The sequence below is a fragment of the Verrucomicrobia bacterium S94 genome (assembly GCA_004299845.1).
In the GTDB taxonomy this organism is placed as follows: Bacteria; Verrucomicrobiota; Kiritimatiellia; order Kiritimatiellales; family Pontiellaceae; genus Pontiella.
On the sequence record CP036201.1, the window covers coordinates 3,558,231 to 3,577,853 of the forward strand.

General features: G+C 52.7%; 9 protein-coding genes. 2 read left to right on the plus strand and 7 right to left on the minus strand.

The window, feature by feature from the left end:
* Positions 1-18 precede the first annotated feature (18 nt).
* The 7 genes from EGM51_15730 to EGM51_15760 all read right to left on the minus strand — a co-directional run bounded on the left by EGM51_15730 (position 19) and on the right by EGM51_15760 (position 11,190).
* Positions 19-1,047, minus strand: a complete 1,029-nt coding sequence (locus EGM51_15730) for a rod shape-determining protein (protein QBG48779.1) — start codon at positions 1,045-1,047, stop codon at positions 19-21.
* 947 nt (positions 1,048-1,994) lie between these two features.
* Positions 1,995-5,099, minus strand: a complete 3,105-nt coding sequence (locus EGM51_15735; GenBank protein ID QBG48780.1) for a type I restriction endonuclease subunit R — start codon at positions 5,097-5,099, stop codon at positions 1,995-1,997.
* Positions 5,096-6,274, minus strand: coding sequence for an anticodon nuclease (locus EGM51_15740; protein QBG48781.1), 1,179 nt, complete (start codon positions 6,272-6,274; stop codon positions 5,096-5,098). The genes EGM51_15735 and EGM51_15740 overlap by 4 nt, the downstream gene beginning before the upstream one ends.
* A gap of 1 nt (position 6,275) precedes the next feature.
* Positions 6,276-7,451 (minus strand): restriction endonuclease subunit S, encoded by a 1,176-nt coding sequence (locus tag EGM51_15745; GenBank protein ID QBG48782.1) that lies wholly within the window; start codon positions 7,449-7,451, stop codon positions 6,276-6,278.
* A 26-nt stretch (positions 7,452-7,477) separates the two neighbouring features.
* Positions 7,478-9,037 carry a type I restriction-modification system subunit M gene (locus EGM51_15750; GenBank protein ID QBG48783.1) on the minus strand — a complete coding sequence of 520 codons (1,560 nt, stop codon included), beginning with the start codon at positions 9,035-9,037 and terminating at the stop codon, positions 7,478-7,480.
* Positions 9,038-9,334: 297 nt separating this feature from the next.
* Positions 9,335-9,934 carry a four helix bundle protein gene (locus EGM51_15755; protein ID QBG49331.1) on the minus strand — a complete coding sequence of 200 codons (600 nt, stop codon included), beginning with the start codon at positions 9,932-9,934 and terminating at the stop codon, positions 9,335-9,337.
* Positions 9,935-10,185: 251 nt separating this feature from the next.
* Positions 10,186-11,190, minus strand: a complete 1,005-nt coding sequence (locus EGM51_15760; GenBank protein QBG48784.1) for an HNH endonuclease — start codon at positions 11,188-11,190, stop codon at positions 10,186-10,188.
* Positions 11,191-11,615: 425 nt separating this feature from the next.
* Here EGM51_15760 and EGM51_15765 point away from each other — a divergent pair, with 425 nt between their 5' ends.
* Positions 11,616-18,062, plus strand: a complete 6,447-nt coding sequence (locus EGM51_15765; GenBank protein ID QBG48785.1) for a DUF5060 domain-containing protein — start codon at positions 11,616-11,618, stop codon at positions 18,060-18,062.
* Positions 18,063-18,242: 180 nt separating this feature from the next.
* Positions 18,243-19,487 carry a tryptophan synthase subunit beta gene (gene trpB, locus EGM51_15770; protein ID QBG48786.1) on the plus strand — a complete coding sequence of 415 codons (1,245 nt, stop codon included), beginning with the start codon at positions 18,243-18,245 and terminating at the stop codon, positions 19,485-19,487.
* The last annotated feature ends 136 nt before the right edge of the window (positions 19,488-19,623 follow it).

Genomic DNA, 19,623 nt, shown 5'->3' on the forward strand with positions numbered 1-19,623 from the left:
GGGTCTTATCGATCCGTATTAACTGTTCGGACCCGCCATTTTACGTAGGAAGTTAATTTCGTGCAGGACAATGCCGGTGCCTTCGGCCACAGCGCTCAGCGGATCATCCGCCACATGCACGGGCAGGGCGGTTTTTTCCGAAATAAGCACATCCAGACCGCGGAGCAGTGCTCCGCCGCCGGCCAGCACCATGCCCCGATCGACCAGGTCGGCCGACAGTTCCGGAAGACAGCGCTCGAGTGTAACACGCACCGCCTCCACAATGGCATTCACCGGTTCCTGCAAAGCCTGGCGCACCTCTTCGGAGCTGATTGTCAGCGTCCGCGGCAGGCCGGCCACCAGATCCCGTCCCTTCACTTCCATGGTGCTCTCATCACCGGAAGTCAGGGCGGATCCCATCGTAATCTTAATTTCCTCGGCGGTTCTCTCTCCAATCAGCAAGTTATATTCCCTTTTTATATGCTGAATTATCGCCTCATCCATCTCATCGCCACCGACGCGCACACTCCGGCTGTATACAATACCGGCGAGGGAAATCACGGCAACCTCGGTCGTGCCTCCCCCGATATCCACGATCATATTACCGGCGGGTTCCTGTACAGGCAGGCCCACTCCAATCGCGGCAGCCATCGGCTCTTCTATTAAAAACACATCGCGCGCGCCCGCATGCATTGCGGAATCCTTCACCGCGCGCTTCTCAACTTCCGTAATACCGCTGGGTACAGCAATCACGACTCGCGGCCGTACCAGGCGGCTCCGGTTATGCACCTTCTGAATAAAATAGCGGAGCATCGCCTCGGTAACCTCAAAATCCGCGATCACTCCGCTCTTCAGCGGGCGGATAGCCACAATGTTGCCTGGGGTACGACCGAGCATTCGTTTCGCCTCGTCGCCTACCGCCAGAACCCGGTTCGTGCCGGCCTGCACCGCCACTACCGAGGGTTCGCGAATCACGATGCCGCGATCCCGCGCGTACACCAATGTATTCGCAGTTCCCAGATCGATTCCTATATCGCTGGAAAACATTCCCATGGCCCGGTTCAACATATTGACTTTTCCTTTAACTAAAATGGTCTGGTGTAAAATCGAGAAACAATGTGACAAAACGCCGCAAATGGTCAAGGCCTAAACGTTAGCATCGGATGTGCCAGCTGCATATTTTTTAAAAACTTTAACCCGATGTGGTGTCCGTATCCCCGCCGCCGCGTTTGCCGGACTGCGGAAGCGAGGCGTCTTAACTGCGAAAAGGCACAAAGATATACCGGGATCCATTGCGTGAAAACTGCAGCGGCAAGCAAATGCCCGGAATAACCGGCAACGCACCGAAACAGGGAGGCCGCTCATGCTCAAAAAACCGGGGTGCATAAGCCCGCCCGGCGGTCGGGCGCTACCTGAACGGCACTGAACGGGGTGTAATACCAAACGTTAAAACTATCCGGTATAAATTTGATCCCTCGCAGAGGACGCAGAAAAATTCAGTCATAAAGGGCTCCGCGTTCTGCGTCTCTGCGCGGAAAAACGCTGTCGTTAAGACCGGAATGTTGTAGTAAAGGGTATAAATCATTCTCTTTCCGAAGCAGATCGGTGGTCTGCGACCCCCGCCGTTTTGGTTGATTCGGGTACCGCAGGAAGCGGGTGATGCGGCAGCTGTACCGCAGGCGGCCCGCCTGCTCTCCCAGAGATGAAGCACATTCAAATATCCTTAACGCAGTGCGACTCGGGCACTGCCACGAAATCTGCGAACGGCCCATGTATTACAATATTGTAGCCTTTTGACTCCGCCGAACCGCCGGCGATAAATCCGGATTATTTCGGTCTCGTATATCGGCACGCAGGAAATTCCGGGCAGCCCCGGAAAGGCCGGCCGCTATTCGGGCCTTTCCGCGCTGTCTTGGTAACGCCGCTCCGGAAATTGTCCCCAGAATAAGTAACAGCAAAATCAGGATGACGATTAATAACTCTAAAATCTAAACTTCTGCGGCTAAGTGAGTAGTCTATATTGCTCCGCCCACGCCTTTAAACTTCTCCACGAAAGCGGAAATCTTCTCGAACACGGTCTGCTTCTTAGTTCTGTATTCCGGATTGAGAGGACTCATTTTGGGCAGTGTGGCGTTGAGTGCGGTGCCGTTTTCGGTCGCGAATTCGCGCTTTAACGAGGCCGTGATATAACGCCGCGTCTCTTCCGGATTCAGTCCCTCCGACTGGATCAGTTTCTCGGCTTCGCGTTTTTGTTCTGCCTGAGCAAATTGGAAGAAGGCGTCGATCACACTGGCCTTGTCGCCGAGATCGTCAAGATTGGTTTGATTAATGAAGTCCACAATCAGGCTCTCTTTGGCCCGGTTCCCGATGCTGGCCCGAATGACCCGTCTTACCTCATCAATAAGATGATCCTTGTTGTCGGTGTTCTTGTGGTGCTCAAAAATAAGCTCCAGAATATAATCGAGATTAATTTCCTGGGATTTCAGCAAATCCACCTCAAAGATCACATCGTCCCAATCTACGGAGGATTTTTCTTTTTGGTCCCCTTGTTTCCGCTGCCGCAACCAGTCGCGGGTGTCGTTGTAGGTGGACCGGTAATCCTGGACCAGTCGTTCGGAAGGAACATCTATTTTTTGCATCGCCTTGATGTCATCATCGCTCAGGTAATGTTTCGCTTTAAATTCCTCGACCGCTTCGGGATCTTTCAGATCGACCGACTGCAGGGCTGTGAGTCCGGTAAATTCATCGAAGTTTCGCAGAATGTTCTCCACCCGCAGGTATTCTCCAAACAGTTTTACGAACTCCTTTTTATCCTTTTCTTTGATGATTGCGCTCGGGTCAGGAAAACGGCTTTGCAGTTCTTTCACCACCTCCGCATAGCCCCGGCAGGCCCTGCCGGTGACGATGTCGGTAAAGCCCTCCATGTATTCTTTGTAGCTCTTTTCCAATACCACGTTTTTGGTGTTTGCATCGCCAAAGAGGGTGATGGTGTCGATGGTGTTTTTCTCTAAATCGCGGAAGGTGACAATGTTGCCGAAGGTTTTGGTGGCATCATAAATCCGGTTGGTGCGCGAAAACGCCTGCAGCAGTCCGTGGTAGCGCAGGTTCTTATCGACAAAGAGGGTGTTAAGGGCCGGCGCATCGAAGCCGGTCAGGAACATTCCCACTACAATCAGTAGGTCCACCTCCTGTTTCTGTACTCTCAGTGCCAAATCGCGGTAATAGTTCTGGAAGCCTTTGCTGTCGACCCCGTAGTTCGTTTTGAACGCGGCGTTGTAGTCGGCGATGGCGGCGCCGAGAAATTCCTTGGCGCTGCTGTTCATGGCCGACACCTCGAAACTTTCGTCGGGAATGTCACCAATGGCATCCTGTTCCTCGTTGGCCGCGAAAGAGAAAATGGTGGCCACTTTGAGGCGTTTCTGCTCTTCAACATCTTCCTGCAGCTCGCGGAAGGCCTCATAATACGCTTTAGCCGCATCCACACTGCTCACGGCAAACATGGCATTGAAGCCTTTCGCTCCCCGATGGACGCGATGCGTCTTCTGGGAGAAATTTTTCAGAATGTAGCCGGTGATCTCGCGAATCCGATCCGGATGGAGCAGAGCCTGTTTATTCTCGGCAGCGCTGAGTTTTTTCTCATCCTGCTCGGTTTCGATGGCTTTGAATCTCGGGCGCACATCATTGTAGTCCACCTTGAACTTCAACACCTTCTCATCGCGAATGGCATCGGTAATCACGTAGGAATGCAGCTCTTGTCCAAAAACGCTTCCGGTGGTTTCGGCCCCCAGAGCGTTCTGGGGAAAGATCGGCGTACCGGTGAACCCGAATTGATAATAGCGTTTGAACTTCTTCTGCAGATTTTTCTGCGCCTCGCCGAACTGGCTGCGGTGGCACTCATCAAAGATGAAAACCACTTGTTTACGGTAGACGGGCAGATCTTTTTCTCCCCGCATCAGATTGTTGAGCTTCTGGATGGTGGTGACGATGATCTTGTTATCGTCCTTCTCCAGATTCCGTTTCAGTCCGGCGGTGTTTTCAGAACCGTTGACGCTATCGGGAGAGAAACGCTGGTATTCCTTCATCGTCTGGTAATCGAGATCCTTGCGGTCGACGACGAAGAGGACTTTGTCGATGAATTCCAGCTCGGTGGCCAAGCGTGCGGCCTTGAAGCTGGTGAGGGTTTTGCCGGATCCGGTGGTGTGCCAGATGAAACCGCCGCCTTCGGGCCTGCTCCAGTTCTTGGCCTGATAAGCACTCTTGATTTTCCAGAGAATGCGTTCCGCGGCGGCAATCTGATAAGGGCGCATGACCAGCAGGGTGTGGTCCACACTCAGAACGGAATATTTCAGAAGCACTTCCAGCAGGGTGTTCTTCTGGAAAAAAGTGGTCGTAAAGTCTTTCAGATCTCGGATCGGCGAGTTGTCGGCCAGCGCCCAGTTCATGGTGAAATCGAAGCTGTTCTTATCCCGTTTCGTCGTATTGGCGAAGTAGCGGGTGTCGGTGCCGTTGGAGATGACGAAAAGCTGCAGGAACTTATAGAGGGAGTTCTCCGAATTGAAGCTCTCCTTGCTGTAGCGGTGCACCTGGTTAAAGGCTTCCCGAATGGCGACCCCGCGTTTTTTGAGCTCAACCTGCACCAGCGGCAGCCCGTTCACCAGAATGGTGACATCGTAGCGGTTGGCCTGAGTGCCGCTTTGCTCAAACTGCCTGATTACCTGCAGCTTGTTTTTGAGCACGTTTTTCTTATCCAGCAGGTAGATGTTTTCGATGTGTCCATCATCAAAGACAAAGTCATGAATGTAGTCTTCATGGATTTTACGGGCTTTGTCTGTGCTGTTCTCGCTGGCCGGGTCGAGATAGCTGTCCGTAAAACGTTTCCATTCTTCGTCGGTGAACTGAACATCATTCAGTTTCTCAAGCTGGACACGGACATTGGCCCGCATGGCTTCAGGACTGCGGATTTCCGGAGCATAGCTGTAGCCCTGGGCTTCCAGATCACGGACAAATTCCTGTTCCAGCGCGTCTTCGCTCTGATAGCCTTCGTTGACCGCGCTGTCCCGCTGATAACGGTCGAGGACGATGAAGTTTTTAGTTTCGGCGATAGTGTTGTAATTGATCATGAAGCGCTTTCTTCCTGCCAGTAGCTGTAGTTTTCGATTAAGTGATTAAATAAAACTCCGACTGTGTTTTTTTCCGGATCGCTTGGCTGTGCGACGGCTTCGTTGGATAACGTATTGTGGTTGGCGAATTGAACCACCCGCCTATAATACGTTTCCTTATCATCGGGCAGGAGCTCAGACCATCTTGGGTAACCCAGAAAGCTAGCGGTTTTTTCATAGAGATTACGCAGCAATGTAAAATGGTACCGTTCCACTTTGTTTGCCTCTATCGCCGCTTTAATCGTTTCTTTCAGATAGAGATGATAGGAAAAACTCTTGTTAGAATCCCCGTATTTCACCTCAAGGTTAAAAGTCCCGTCTTCGAGGCTTTCTAACAGGTAGCACCCTTCTTTTTTAGTCCCTTTTTTTAGTCCCAGCTCATTGTAGAGAACATTGTAAAATAGAGGGTTGTGGGTCGTTATGATAAACTTCAGGCCTGACTCACTGGATTTAATCAGCTCGGCGATGTTAACGGTCAATTCGATCAAATGATTATCGTCGAGGGAGCTCACGGGATCATCGATGAATACGTATTGTAATTCATTATAACTGTCAGTGTCCCGTTCGCTCTCTTCGGGAATATTCAGAATGCCGATGACTTGCTCAATGAGGTTGTAAAATATGCTCCAGATAAAAACACTCTCTTCCCCTTTTGATATTTTGACGTATTCTCTTGGCTCTTCATTTCCGCGTTCGTAGGAGAAGGTAACTTCGGAAAATGCTTTTACCATAATCTGATTACCTTGTTGGTCTTGCGTGGTATATTCCTGATTAAAGTGAGGCGTTAGTTTGTTGCCGGTATGCAACTGAAAGTAAGCGATGATATTTTGATCAAGTCCCTGATCCTGTAGAATCCAAAAGGTGTAGGCGTTGGGCTGTATTTTCAGTTTTCGTTTAGTGTCTTTTTCTAGGTCGTTGTCCCAGTAGTACAGATCTTCAGTGAAGGCATTGTAATAGAGTATTTTTGATTTGTGATCCTCATCGTTGTCTGTTTCCGCTGCGGACTTGGGTGATACCAGCTCCTTGAATTCGCGTGACAAGCGGGTCTTTCCGCTTCCATTGAATGCATAAATCAGCTGCACCTTCTTGTCGCTCGCCCGAAGTTGCTCGGCGATTTCTCTTAAAGTCTGGCTCATTTCAGGCCATCACCTCCGTTTTTTCTTCGGGTTTGGGGAAGTTCAGCAGCAGGTCGCGGTAATACTCGTATTGCTTTCGGCGCAGTTCAATTTCCCGCGGGAGCCCTTCGCTGATGGAATGGGTCAGGGTGTCGAATTTGTCGAGGATGGCGACGATGCGTTTTTTCTCTTCCAAAGGAGGGGAGGGAATGCCGATGCTGTTTAGATTCTTTTTATTAAGCTTGGGCTGCGCGGCGCCTGATATGTATGGAGTCAGATCAATACTGTTTAGATAATATTCTACGTATTTTCGTTCAGCGTAAGTATTAAACTCAAGCACATGGGCGTGATTATTAACCCAAGATTTGCCATGAATGCTAAATGCAATCGGAGTGTTTCGTGCAATTAAGTTTGCCCCATCTTCCGACACGAGTAGGTAGTCGCCATCAAAGATGAAGCCCTTAACGTAATCAACAATTCCAGAGGCTCCGTAATACGGAATTTCGCCAGGCTCTCTAGATCCACTAGTGATTGGCTTCCTCTTTGAATCACGGTTTTCTGCGATCTCCCCCAGCGTCTTCCACTCCACGTCTCCGTCTTTGAAGGAGAGGAGCTGGTCGCGGTAGTAGTTGTATTGCTTTTTGCGGGCATTAAGCTCGGTTGTCAGCTCGGTTGTCAGCTCGGTTGTCAGCTCGGTGAAGCGGTCCAGGATGCGCACGATTTCCCCCTGGATGGCCAGCGATTTCTCCGGATTCTCCGGACAGGGAATGGGGATGGGGATTTTGGAAAAACTAGTCTTTGATAATCTTGGAATACTTGCTCTGCGGACTCTCGAAAGGAGTATATGCTGTTGTGTTAGAAGGAAGTGATAGAGGTATTTGCTACTAAGCCTTCGGTTCTTTTTGAAATAATAAACATCATCAGCCGCCCAAAAATTGACATCACTATAGCCGATTTCTCCTGCAGCACCTGCACAGATAATAAATGCTGTATCGTAATCAACATTACTTTCGTGGTAATATCCTAACGGGGTCATACAATTTTGATAAACCGCATATTTCCCAGTTGCTTCGAGTTGGCTTTTTGTTAGCCTTTTCCCTCGTTTAATCTCTGCGACCTCCCCCAGCGGCACCCACTCGACCTTCGCACCATCAAGCAGTTTTTTCAGGAAAGCGGATTCGTGTTGATTCGTGTCCATTGGTGGTTTCGTTAGTGTGCTCCCGTTCACGCGTCAGCCCCTTCGATTTCCGCCACGATGGCGTCAATGTCTGCACGCAGCCCGTCGATTTTGCTTACGGTCGTTTTAATTTCCTGATTCAGTTCAGTGATGTCGATCACCTCGCGGGTGTCCCTGGCCTCCACGTAGGAACTGACCGAAAGGTTGTAGTCGTTTTCGGCGATCTTTTCCGTGGGCACGCACTTCGCGACATGGGGCACGTCCTCCTTGCGATCGAAAAGCTTTACGATTTCGGCCACGTGGTCATCGGTTAAGAAGTTGTTGTTGGTGCCTTTTTTGAAGAAATCCTCGCCGGAGGCATCGATGAACTGAACCCGAGTGTCGGGCTTATGTTTGGAGAGGACGAGGATGTTCACGGCAATGGTGGTGCCGTAGAAGAGGTTGGGCGCCAACGAAATGACGGTTTCCACGAAATTATTTTCCACCAGGTAGCGGCGGATTTTCTGCTCTGCGCCGCCCCGGTAGAAAATCCCCGGAAAGCAGACGATGGCCGCCCGTCCCCTGGCGGAGAGATAATTGAGGCTGTGGAGCACGAAGGCGAAGTCGGCCTTGGACTTGGGAGCCAGCACGCTGGCCGGAGCAAAGCGCTCGTCATTGATGAGAGTGGGATCATCACTGCCGATCCATTTTACCGAATAGGGGGGATTGGAGACGATGGCGTCAAAGGGCTTGTCCTCGCGGAAATGGGGTTCGGTGAGGGTGCTGCCCAGCTGGATGTTGAATTTGTCGTAGTTCACATTGTGCAGGAACATGTTCATCCGTGCCAGGTTGTACGTGGTGTGGTTGATTTCCTGACCGAAGAAACCCTCTTCGATGAAGTAGTCATTTCCCGTGATCTTTTTTGCCTGGAGCAGCAGGGAACCGGAACCGCAGGCGGGGTCGTAAATTTTGTTCACGCTCTGCTGCCCGTGAATGGCCAGCCGGGCAATGAGCTTGGAAACATGCTGGGGGGTGAAGAATTCGCCGCCCGACTTGCCGGCGTTGGCCGCGTAGTTGCCGATCAGGTATTCATAGGCATCGCCGAAGAGGTCGATCTGGCTGTCCTCAAAATGGCCGAAGTCGAGTTCGTTCACGCCCTTCAGCACGGCGGCGAGGCGGCTGTTCTTGTCTTTCACCGTCCGACCCAGACGATTGCTGGTGGTGTCGAAATCGTCAAAGAGGCCTTTGATGTCCTCCTCCGAGGCATAACCGGAGGCCGAAGCTTCAATGGCAGTGAAGATGGCTTTCAGGTCGGTGTTGAGATTTTCATTTTCATGGGCCCGGGCCACAACGTTTTCAAAGAGCTGACTGGGGTAGATGAAGTAGCCCTTGGTTTTCACTGCATCGTCGATGATGTCATCGGTGAGCACATCGTCTTCAAGCGCGGCGTAGCGGATACTCTCATCCCCGCCCTCAATGTAGCGGGAAAAATTTTCGCTGATGAAGCGGTAGAACAGGGCGCCAAGCACATACTGCTTGAAGTCCCATCCGTCCACGGTGCCGCGTACATCATTGGCAATCTGCCAGATACGCCGTTTCAGTTCGTCAAATTGCTGGATGCTTGTCATTCAGTTTACCTTTTCCAATTCAAATAAAACAGATCGGTTTAGTGAGCGCATAACATTAAGGGGACTTTCAGAGAAAATAAACCTCAACTTAATGAACCGGACATTTTTCAGCTGGTGCCGCCCTTTGGAGAAATCCAGCCTCCGGTTGTTTAAGCGCTTTCATGCGGTCGAACAGTAACTAAAGCATCCGGTTATATCAATGCCGGCTCCGTGGGAAGTCGTGGAAACGATGATGAAGATCATTACGGTTAGCCGGAGGGCAGTGCAGCCATCCTAAGGGAAACAGGTGATTTGCTGTCACCTTCGGTTTCTGCGTTCGATGCGCATACGGGTCATTTTTTCGCGCATGCCGCCGTTTTCCAGAAACTCTTTTTCGAGGGCTTTGAGCTGACGGTAGAGGAGATAGTCTGTTTGTTTGATGAGGATGATGACCATATTGGCGATGGTTTCGGGCGGGCGCGTTTTTACCATTTTCATAAAAAAAGCGGAGTCGTTGTGTTGGCGTCCCAGCTTGCGCATGGCATTCCATTCCCTGGAATTTTCTGCCCACTGCTGATGTTCGCGGGTGCGTAGATAATCTTCATAATCGACCAGCAGTTCATGCAGGCTGGCCTTGGCTACGCTGACGAGTTTGATCTCTGTTTCGCTGGAGGTGGCGGAGGCTGCGGAACCTTCTACAATATTCTGTTTTCCAGAGCGCGCGGCCTGAATCATCTGGTCGACGGTACGGTCGCCTCGCTGCAGGAAGCGGGAGCAAAAATAATAGGTCATGTCATAAATGGCTTCGGCCTTTTGGTAGGTAATCAGTGCTTTGTAGTTTCCTTTGCGGGGAATGAGCTCCTCAGGCGAATGCGGGTCCGCGGCATTATAGGCTTTAGTGACTTTAGCGCCATTCATGCCGCCCGTTGTGTTTTTGTCCTTATTCATGGGTCCTTTAATGCCGGTTGATCGGTGTAATGTGTCCATTCATCCGCAACACGGATTTTGTGTTTATACTATTTTCAAACAAGGAGATGGATCAAGCTATGGTTCTTGGAAAGATGGCCGAGTTTGTAGAAAGAGGAAAGATGCTGTCTGTACCGAAAAGGAGGGGGCCGGTATTTTAATATTTCGGGGATTATACTGCGGAAGTTAATAACCCGAGACCCTCAAAAATTATCCGCAAACCGCTCCAGATGTTCAGCGAGGTTTTGCGGGCTGGGACGGTGGTTTCTATTCCGGGGTAGCTTTATTTCCTGACCGTTGAATTGTTGGATGGAGTAGGTGCTGGTGACGGGTTCGGTCATGCGGGTGGAGACGAGGACTCGGTAATTTTCGGGTTCAATGGCGATAAGGCCGCGGTCGAAGGCGCGGTGCAGGGTGGGGCAGAGGGCAAGGCCGTTGGTGACGGTGTCGTCGTGCGACTGGCTGAACGGCACGATATGGCAGGCGTCGATGAGCGAGGCACTGATGCTGGTTTCGATTTTGAGCCCGGAGATGCAGCAGGTATTATCATAGATCATCGGTATCTGTTTTTTGAAAATGCCGCTGCGAACGAAGACCTCTTCTTCGTAGGAATCTGAATCGAGTGTTTTCTGAAGGGTTCTTATTTCGGCCTGATAATCGGCAGATGATCCGGTGAGGATCTGCCCTTCAACTTCAGTCAAATAGTTCATTCCGTCCGACAGTTCGGCACCTGGAAAGTAGTGTTTGAGTATCGTCTGCCGCAAAACTTCCCGCTCCACAGGGGAGGCCATTAAAGCAAACAGCTCGGGATCGAGTTGAGCATGGCTGATCGCACGATGCAGCACACTGATCGTTTGACAGCTGCGCGTGATTTTCACCCATGTTTCGAATCCGGGGTTGGGAATGTGGTGCCAGAATTTCTCATTGCGCAGATGGAAAAACGGCTGGGCAATCAGGGGTGAATGCGCGGTGGATACCACCTGCTGCCAGATCGATTTAAAAGCGCCGGCGAGTTCCGGTGTGAGCGCAATGCGGTTTTCAGAAATCCAGCCTTCCTCCAGACCGCGCATGACCGCCAGCAGCAGAACCGGCTTGTGCGGTGCGGGGCCGTATTGCGTTGTGCCCTGCCGCAAGTGCGTCAGTTTATGTTCAAATTTACGGAGTGTCTTTTTCATTGCGATAACAATAAATAAAATTACCGAAAGCATATGGATCAGCTTAAGGTTAAACAAGTGCAGCGTAAGGTAAACTGCTCCCCGTGAAACCGTTGAATCTTTATGTTGTTAACGACGGCTCGGATCGCGGAAATTTTTATTCCGGTCATTGGAAAGTAGGAGGGTCGGCTCGTTTCCGGAATGACTAACATTTTATAGGGGAGCGGGTTTTGTGAGTTAAAGTGATTAAAGGGAGGAAAAAAGTTGTGACTAAAATTGCGCTGAGTTGGCAATACTGAGTAGACCGTTCTCAACGTTTATGTGTTGGTTTGCAGGATACATCTGTTTTAGCGCTGAAATAAAAATGAAAAGCGTTGAAAGGCGGATGAAATACGAATCAATCATCATGTTTCCGGTCTCCGTGGAGGGTAATCCGGCCGGCGGCCGGGTGGGTAAAAAAGATTAAGAGGAGAGAGACTATGAAGAAGTATCTTGTGGTATCCGTCTGCGCGCTTGCGGCGGCGTTCAGTGCAGGATCGGCCCGGGCAGCGTCGTACAGTTATGATGCGACGACCGATTTCACCAACCTCAGTTCGGGTGAGGTTCCTTATTATGTGCACGGCGCTGAAAATGCGCTGGCGATTAATGCGGCCAACGCATCTTATCGCGGTAAGTTTGCCAAGGCGCAGCTGACGTTTAACGGTACGGCGGGAACGTATGATATTGCGATTACGGCGCTGCGTGAACTGGACGGGGAGTGTTCGTATCGGTTGTCGGTGAACGGTGTGCTGATCGGTGAACGGCAGAACGGAACGACGGCCACGGATTATAATCCGCAGGATCATGTCTTTAAAAATGTAACGGTTCCGGCGGGGGCGTTGATTGAGGTCGAGTCGAACACGCACTCCAACGGGCAGATTCCGGAAAACGACGGGTTTGCCTGGGCGCGGGGGCGCTGGACGACGCTGAAGCTGGAAACGCCGCCGGCGGTATCAGTGAGCGGGGAACTGAAACGCTGGCATAAGGTGACGCTTACGCTGGATGGACCGACGGCCTCCGAAGTGGCGTCGACGTTTACTGACTACCGGATGAATGTTGAGTTTACGCATCGCGATTCCGGTAAGAGCTATCTGGTTCCGGGCTATTTTGCGGCCGACGGGAATGCGGCCAACACCAGTGCTTCGTCGGGCAATAAATGGCGTGCCCACCTGGCACCGGATCTGATCGGGGAATGGGATTATGAAATCAAATTCCGCACCGGATCGAACGTTGCCGTGGATCTGGGCGAATGGGCCGGCTCGGCATTGTTCCCGTATAATGCAACCACCGGCAGTTTTTTCGTGGCTGAAACCGACAAGTCTGCCGATGACTTCCGTTTTAAAGGCCGTCTGGTTTATGACGGGTCCCGTTATCTGAAACATGCGGCCACAGGGGGCGCATTCATTAAAACCGGTGCAGACGCGCCTGAAAATTTTCTGAACTACAAAGATTTCGATAACACATACACCCATGCCGGAACGGATTACCGCCGCGACTGGGCGGCTCATATGGCCGACTGGCAGAGTGGCGATCCGACCTGGGGCGCGGATAAAGGCAAAGGAATGATCGGCGCGATCAACTATCTCGCTTCCGAGGGCCAGAATGTATTTTCCTTCCTGACCTATAACGCCGGCGGTGACTCGAAGGATGTCTGGCCGTTTGTCAGTCACGACGATCCCTATGTGTATGATTGCTCCAAACTCGACCAGTGGGAAATTGTATTCGACCATGGCCAGAATAAAGGCATGTATCTGCACTTTAAATTGCAGGAGCGCGAAAACGATGACCTCAGCGGTCCGGGCTCCGCTTTTGCTCTGGATGACGGTAACACGGGTACCGAACGCAAACTCTATCTGCGAGAACTGGTGGCCCGGTTCGGACACCATCTGGCACTGAACTGGAATCTGGGCGAGGAAAACTCGCAGTCCACTTCGCAGCAGATGGATATGTTCCAGTATATAGCCGATCTTGATCCCTACAATAATCATCGTGTACTGCATACGTATCCGAACGAATGGGAGGATGTCTATCGTCCGCTGCTCGGCAGCAATTCCGAAATGCTCGGGGTTTCTCTGCAGTGCCGCTATGACCAGGTTCATTCCAGAACGATTCAGTGGATCAATGAATCCAAAAATGCCGGCAAACCTTGGGTGGTTGCCAATGATGAGCAGGGGCCGTCCGACAAAGCCAATCCGCCGGATTCCGTTTCGCAGACCAACCCTTCGCAGGAACAGATGCGTGAAAATGCAGTGTGGGGCAACCTGATGGCCGGCGGGGCCGGTGTTGAGCTGTATGCGGGGTATCAGAATCCGCACAGCGACCTAAACCTGACTGACTTCCGTTCCCGTGACCGCATGTGGGATTACTGCCGTTTTGCGAAACAGTTTTTTTATGATCACCTCATGTTTTCCGAAATGTGGAATATGAATGGAAAGATCGGAAACAGCGGGAACAGCAACAGTAAATATGCCTTCGGTAAAACGAACAGTAAGTATGCAATCTATCTGGCGAGCGGCGGCTCCACCACCATTGATCTGACCGATGCCACGGGTACCTTTGAAGTCTGGTGGTTCGATCCGCGTAACGGCGGTGAACTGCAGCGCGGTACCGTTACTCAGGTCAATGGCGGCGGTTCGCCTTCTGTCGGCAACGCCCCGAACAACACCGGCCAGGACTGGGCGGTGCTGCTCTGCCGGGCCGGCGAAGAGTACATCGGTGAAGGTAATGTGAGTATTATTCCTGCTGTAAATGCCGGTCAGGACACGTTCATTCATCTGCCGAATGATTCGATTATGCTGAACGGTATTGCAACTGACCAGGACGGCACCATTGTTTCCTATCTCTGGACGCAGGAGTCCGGCCCGAATACGGCCGATCTCTACGGGGCGGAAACAGCCGACCTTACGGTGTCCAATCTGGTTGAAGGCATCTATGAATTCAGCCTGACAGCGATTGACAATGACGGCGGTGAAGGCAGCGATTCAATACAGGTTGTGGTGCTCGACCCGAACAACACGGTTGATCCGACGGCGGATGCCGGAACGGATAAAACCATCCAGCTGCCGGTGAACTCCGTTGTGATTAACGGTCTGGCCGGCGATGACAGTCTGTTCTCGGTGGAATGGACCCAGACCTCCGGCCCTTCCTCTGCCGTTCTGAGCGGAGCGGATACGGCTGCGCTGACTGCGTCCGGATTGATTGAAGGTATTTATATCTTCCAAATGAAGGTGACCGATATTGAGGGGAACACAGCGTCTGATGCCGTACAGGTTACCGTATTCCCGCTGGGGGAAGAAGGAGCCTGGATTGAGCAGGGCGGTGTTGTGGTGGTTGAGGCTGAGCATGGCGATCTGGTTTCCGACTGGGTGGCGCGTCCGAGCACGTATACCTCGGATCCGACGATGGCGGGAAGCCTCGGCAGCGGCTGGCTGGAGTGGACCGGGGCCCAGTATTCGGGGAACACCAAAACGGAAGCACAGGTCAACGCCGTTATTACCTATAAGATCAAAATCAATACGGCGGGGGACTACATTTTCCGCTGCCGTCAGAAGCAGTATAACGATGTGGCTTCGTTTGATGCCGGTAATGATTCCTTTATCGCACTGGCCAGCGGAACCACGCCGGCCGGAAAGACGGACTTCACGAACTTCACCAAGTCATGGGTGCAGAGTAAACCTTCGTGGTCGTGGATTACTTCGTTTGAGCCGGTGCATGGCACACACGTTAAAAACGACAATGTGCAGCGGCACTATGAGCCCGGGATTCACACCGTCAAGATTGCGGCCCGTTCTCCGGGGCACGCTATTGACCGGTTTGTGCTGGTTAAAACCACCGTCGGATTCAATGAATCGGCTATGAATGCAGCCGTGGAATCGCCGCGCGAAGGCGGCGGTCCGCTGGTGGAAGCCGGTCCGGATCAGATTATCTATGTTCCGGAAAGTACCGCAACGCTGGAAGGCTCTGCCGTGCCGATGGAGGAAACCGCACTGACCGGATTTGAATGGAATCAGATTTCCGGTCCGAACACGGCAGTGATGTCGAGCTACACCTCTGCGACGCAGGACCTGAGCGGACTGATTGAAGGCACCTATGTCTTTGAACTGACGGCGTTCGACAGCGAAACCAACAGCGGAACGGACCGCGTGACCATTGATGTGGTGGATGCGCGTTTCCCGAACATCATCACCACTTCGCTGCCGAACGGTGAAGTGAACAGTGCCTACGACCAGACGATCCAGACGCAGTATGGACAGGAGCCGTTTACCTGGGAAATCATCAGCGGAACCCTGCCGCCGGGGCTGACCTTCAGTAACGGCCGGATTTTCGGTACCCCGCTGCTGGATGCCACCTACACCTTCACGGTAGAGGTAACCGATGTGGATGGTGACAGCCGTTCGCAGGCCTATGCCCTGGTGATTGATGAGGAGTCGTTCGAGGAAACCAAAGAGTTCACCGTGCTGCACGATGCCTATATTCAGGGCACCGCACCATTCAATACCTCGGAGCTGAAAATCGAAGCGGGTAACCGGGTGGCGTATTTCATGTTCGATGTTTCCGGTATTACGGATGATGTACTCAGTGCGAAACTGGCTCTGCGCTGCGCCGGCGATGCCGGCAGCGGAACGATCCGGCTGTATTCGGGGTCCCACAATAACTGGACTGAAACGACGCTTACCGATGCCAACAAACCGGGAACGGTGGCAGAGGTTGGAAATCAGAACGGCAGCTATGCCACCGGAACCACCTATGAGTTTGAGGTCAAAGACCTGCTCGACGGTGTGGGTGACGGAACGTATACGCTGATTGCCCAGATGGACAGCGGCGGTAACGATGCCTGGTTCAGTTCCAAGGAAGGGGCTGTGGCACCGAAACTGATCGTGACCTATAATCTGGCTGGCGGCGGTTCGACCCCGCGTCCGGCGGACATCATCTTTGAAGATGATTTCAGCAATGCGGCCTACAGCAATACGCTGACCGGTGCGGATTGGAACCCGAAACGGGAGGAACTGACCGATCAGCAGGATCTGCTGACCGGCAACGGGCAGTATGCGGTGCTTGATACCTCCGTAGCCACCCGCAATTACCATGCCCCGATATCGCACGGTTTTGCGCTGACCGAAGAGGGCGACAAAGCGGTAATCCGTTCCGACTTCCGTTATTATCATGAAGCCGGCGGAGCCATCACAAACGTCCTGAATAAAGCGGCTTTCGGTCTGCTGCTCGGTGTGTCCTCCAACTGGTGGGAAAACGGCGGCGATGCCTTCACGATGTGCAACCGCGGCGCGGCTATGGGCAATAACGGGAATGGAGAGAGTAACATCTGGGTCGAAGGCTGGGTGCCGCATTCCGAATTCGGTGTGGATACCGTCGCCGGCGGTTTCAGCGACTGGTTCACCATTGAGCTGTCGGTTGAACGCGGCGTTTCCAACTATGTGCGCTATGCGGACATCCTGATCGACGGTGCCGTGAAGTACAGCACAGTAACGCAGGAGCTGAGCCATATCCCGAACGGGGAAACCATCTATGCCGGCTATACCACCGGCTGGCAGGGTTCCACCAACAGCGTGGCTTCGTTCAGTAAAATCGCTGAAGTGAACATGGATAATTTCCGCGTGGAATTTATTCCGGCCAACGCTGCGCCGTGGTTTATCTCGGATCCGGTTGACGGCGGTACGGTGGCGGCGGAATCGGCGTATACCGCATCGTTGACCAACTACACATTTGAGTCGGAAGGCGAAATAATGACCTTCGATCTTTCCGGACCGGTCTGGCTGAGCTGGACGACCAACGGTGCGCTCAGTGGCGTCCCGGCCATTGAAGACATGGGCACGAATGTATTCGATGTCACGGTTTGGGATGAATCGGGTAATACCAACAACGCGATGCTGCAGATTGTGGTGACCGATCCGAATCCGCCGCTTCCGCTGACCACGCTGTGGGAAGAGGACTTCGACAGTGTTTCCGCCGGGACGTCGTCGGGCGTTAACGAGGCCCTGCCGGGTGCGGAGTTCTATACCGCAAACGGAATCACTGCTGAGGTGGTCACCGCACCGGCGGAATTTACGACGGCTTCCGGAAATGCGGTACGCCTGAGTACGCTTGAAAATCTCTGGGGCGGTGTGGAGCAGTCCGCCAGTGCGATCAGCCTGAGCGGATACAATATTCAGCCCGGCGATACATTCAGCCTGACCTTCGATGTTTATATTCCGTCCAATCTGACGGCAGGAGTCGGCGGAGTTTTTCTCCGCTGGAGGGATGATGCATCCGGCAACGGGCCGTTCGACTGGTCGCAGGAAGCAACAGCTGCCGGGGTGCATCATTTCGAGTACACCGGTACGTTCCCGATGAATTATGGCGCGGGCGACTTTATTCCGACTGAAGTCTGGCCGATCATCTACTTCCATCAGGATGGTGCTGTGGCAGACGGCCATGCCTTCATGGATAATATCCTGCTGACGATTGGTCCCGGAGCGGTACCGGATTCCGGTTTCGGGGAATATGAAAACGAGGTCGGCCTGGTCGGCGGACGTGAGGGCGACGACGACGGCGACGGCGAAAGCAACTTCGCGGAGTTTGTTTTCGGCGGCGATGCCACGAACAATGCCGTGACCGCCGTGAAGCCGTATCTGCAGCTTGATGGCGACGGTAACGCCCGCTACATTGCACAGGAGCGGATTGACCGTGATGCCGCAGGTCTGGTCTACACGGTGGAATGGTGCGACAACCTTGTGTCCAATATCTGGAACACGATGACCGTCGATACGGTGGTCACCAACGACATTCCGGAATCCGATGTGATGGAAGAACTCGAGCACCATTTCCGGGTAGGTGAGGGTTCTGCCGAAGGCCGCTACATCCGGCTGCGCGCGGAAGAGTCCGCCGAGTAAATTGAAAGCGGTTTAATAAGCAGTAATGAAAGGGAGAGCAGTTCTGCTCTCCCTTTTCATGTTTAAAAGCCGGAGTCCTTGACCTCCTTTTGGAGAATCATCTACCCTCAGTGCGTTTTTTCGAGTCGGCACACGGGGTGCTGCCGGGCGGGCAATAACTGGATAATACCGGAGGATGAGATGGGCGATTATGCAACGTATATGAAACACTTCCCGAACGATGAGGGTTTTTTCGGGGCGTATGGCGGCTCCTTTATTCCTCCGCAGCTCGAAGAGCCGTTTAAGGAGATCACGGAGGCGTATCTGCGGATCAGCCGTTCGCACGATTTTATTTCCGAACTGCGGCGCATCCGTAAGCACTATCAGGGTCGTCCGACGCCGGTTTATCATGCTAAGCGGATTTCTGATCTGGTCGGAACCGGCTGCCAGATTTATCTGAAGCGTGAAGATCTCAACCATACCGGGGCGCATAAACTGAACCATTGCATGGGTGAGGCACTGCTGGCGAAATTTATGGGCAAGAAGAAGCTGATTGCCGAAACCGGTGCGGGACAGCACGGCGTGGCGCTGGCGACGGCGGCGGCTTATTTCGGGCTGGAGTGCGAAATTCATATGGGCGAGGTCGATATTGCCAAGGAGGCGCCGAATGTGACCCGTATGAAACTGCTGGGCTGCAAGGTGGTTCCGGTGACACACGGCCTGAAAACGTTGAAAGAGGCGGTCGATTCCGCTTTCGAAGCCTATCTGGAGGATCCGGTCAACTCGATCTACTGTATCGGTTCCGTGGTCGGTCCTCATCCGTTTCCGGTAATGGTGCGCGATTTCCAGTTTGCGGTGGGTGCGGAAGCGCGTGACCAGATGGTCGAAATGACCGGAGATCTGCCGGATACCGTGATGGCCTGTGTCGGCGGCGGTTCCAATGCGATGGGTATGTTTGCGCCGTTTATCGATGATCCGGTGGAGCTGATCGGTGTGGAGCCGGGCGGTCGCGGTAAAGAGATGGGTGACCACGCGGCGACCATGTCCTACGGTTCAGAAGGAATTATTCACGGTTTCAAATGTTATCTGCTTCAGGATAAAGACGGTGAGCCGGGACCGGTATATTCCATTGCCAGCGGGCTGGATTATCCGGGGGTCGGTCCGGAACACAGCTATCTGCACGATATTGAGCGCGTGAAATATACGACTGCCGACGATAAGGCGTGTCTTGAATCCTTCTATCTGCTCTGTCGCGCCGAAGGCATTATTCCGGCGCTGGAAAGTGCACATGCTGTGGCCGGAGCCATACGCGAAGCGAAGGAGCGTGATCGTGGTACGATTCTGGTGAATCTCAGCGGACGTGGCGATAAAGACCTCGATTTTGTGACTGAAAACTTCGGCTACGGCGATGAATATCTGCAGGACTGGCCGTCGCTGCTCGGCTGAACTTCGATATTTATAAGTACTGCTCTAAATCTTGTGTGGTAAGGCTGATATGCTACACTCCCGCGTCTAAAGCGGACGGATGTAGTTCTATTTTGAACAGTTCGTCCGTTTTGTTGTTGAATAGATTTCAATCCGG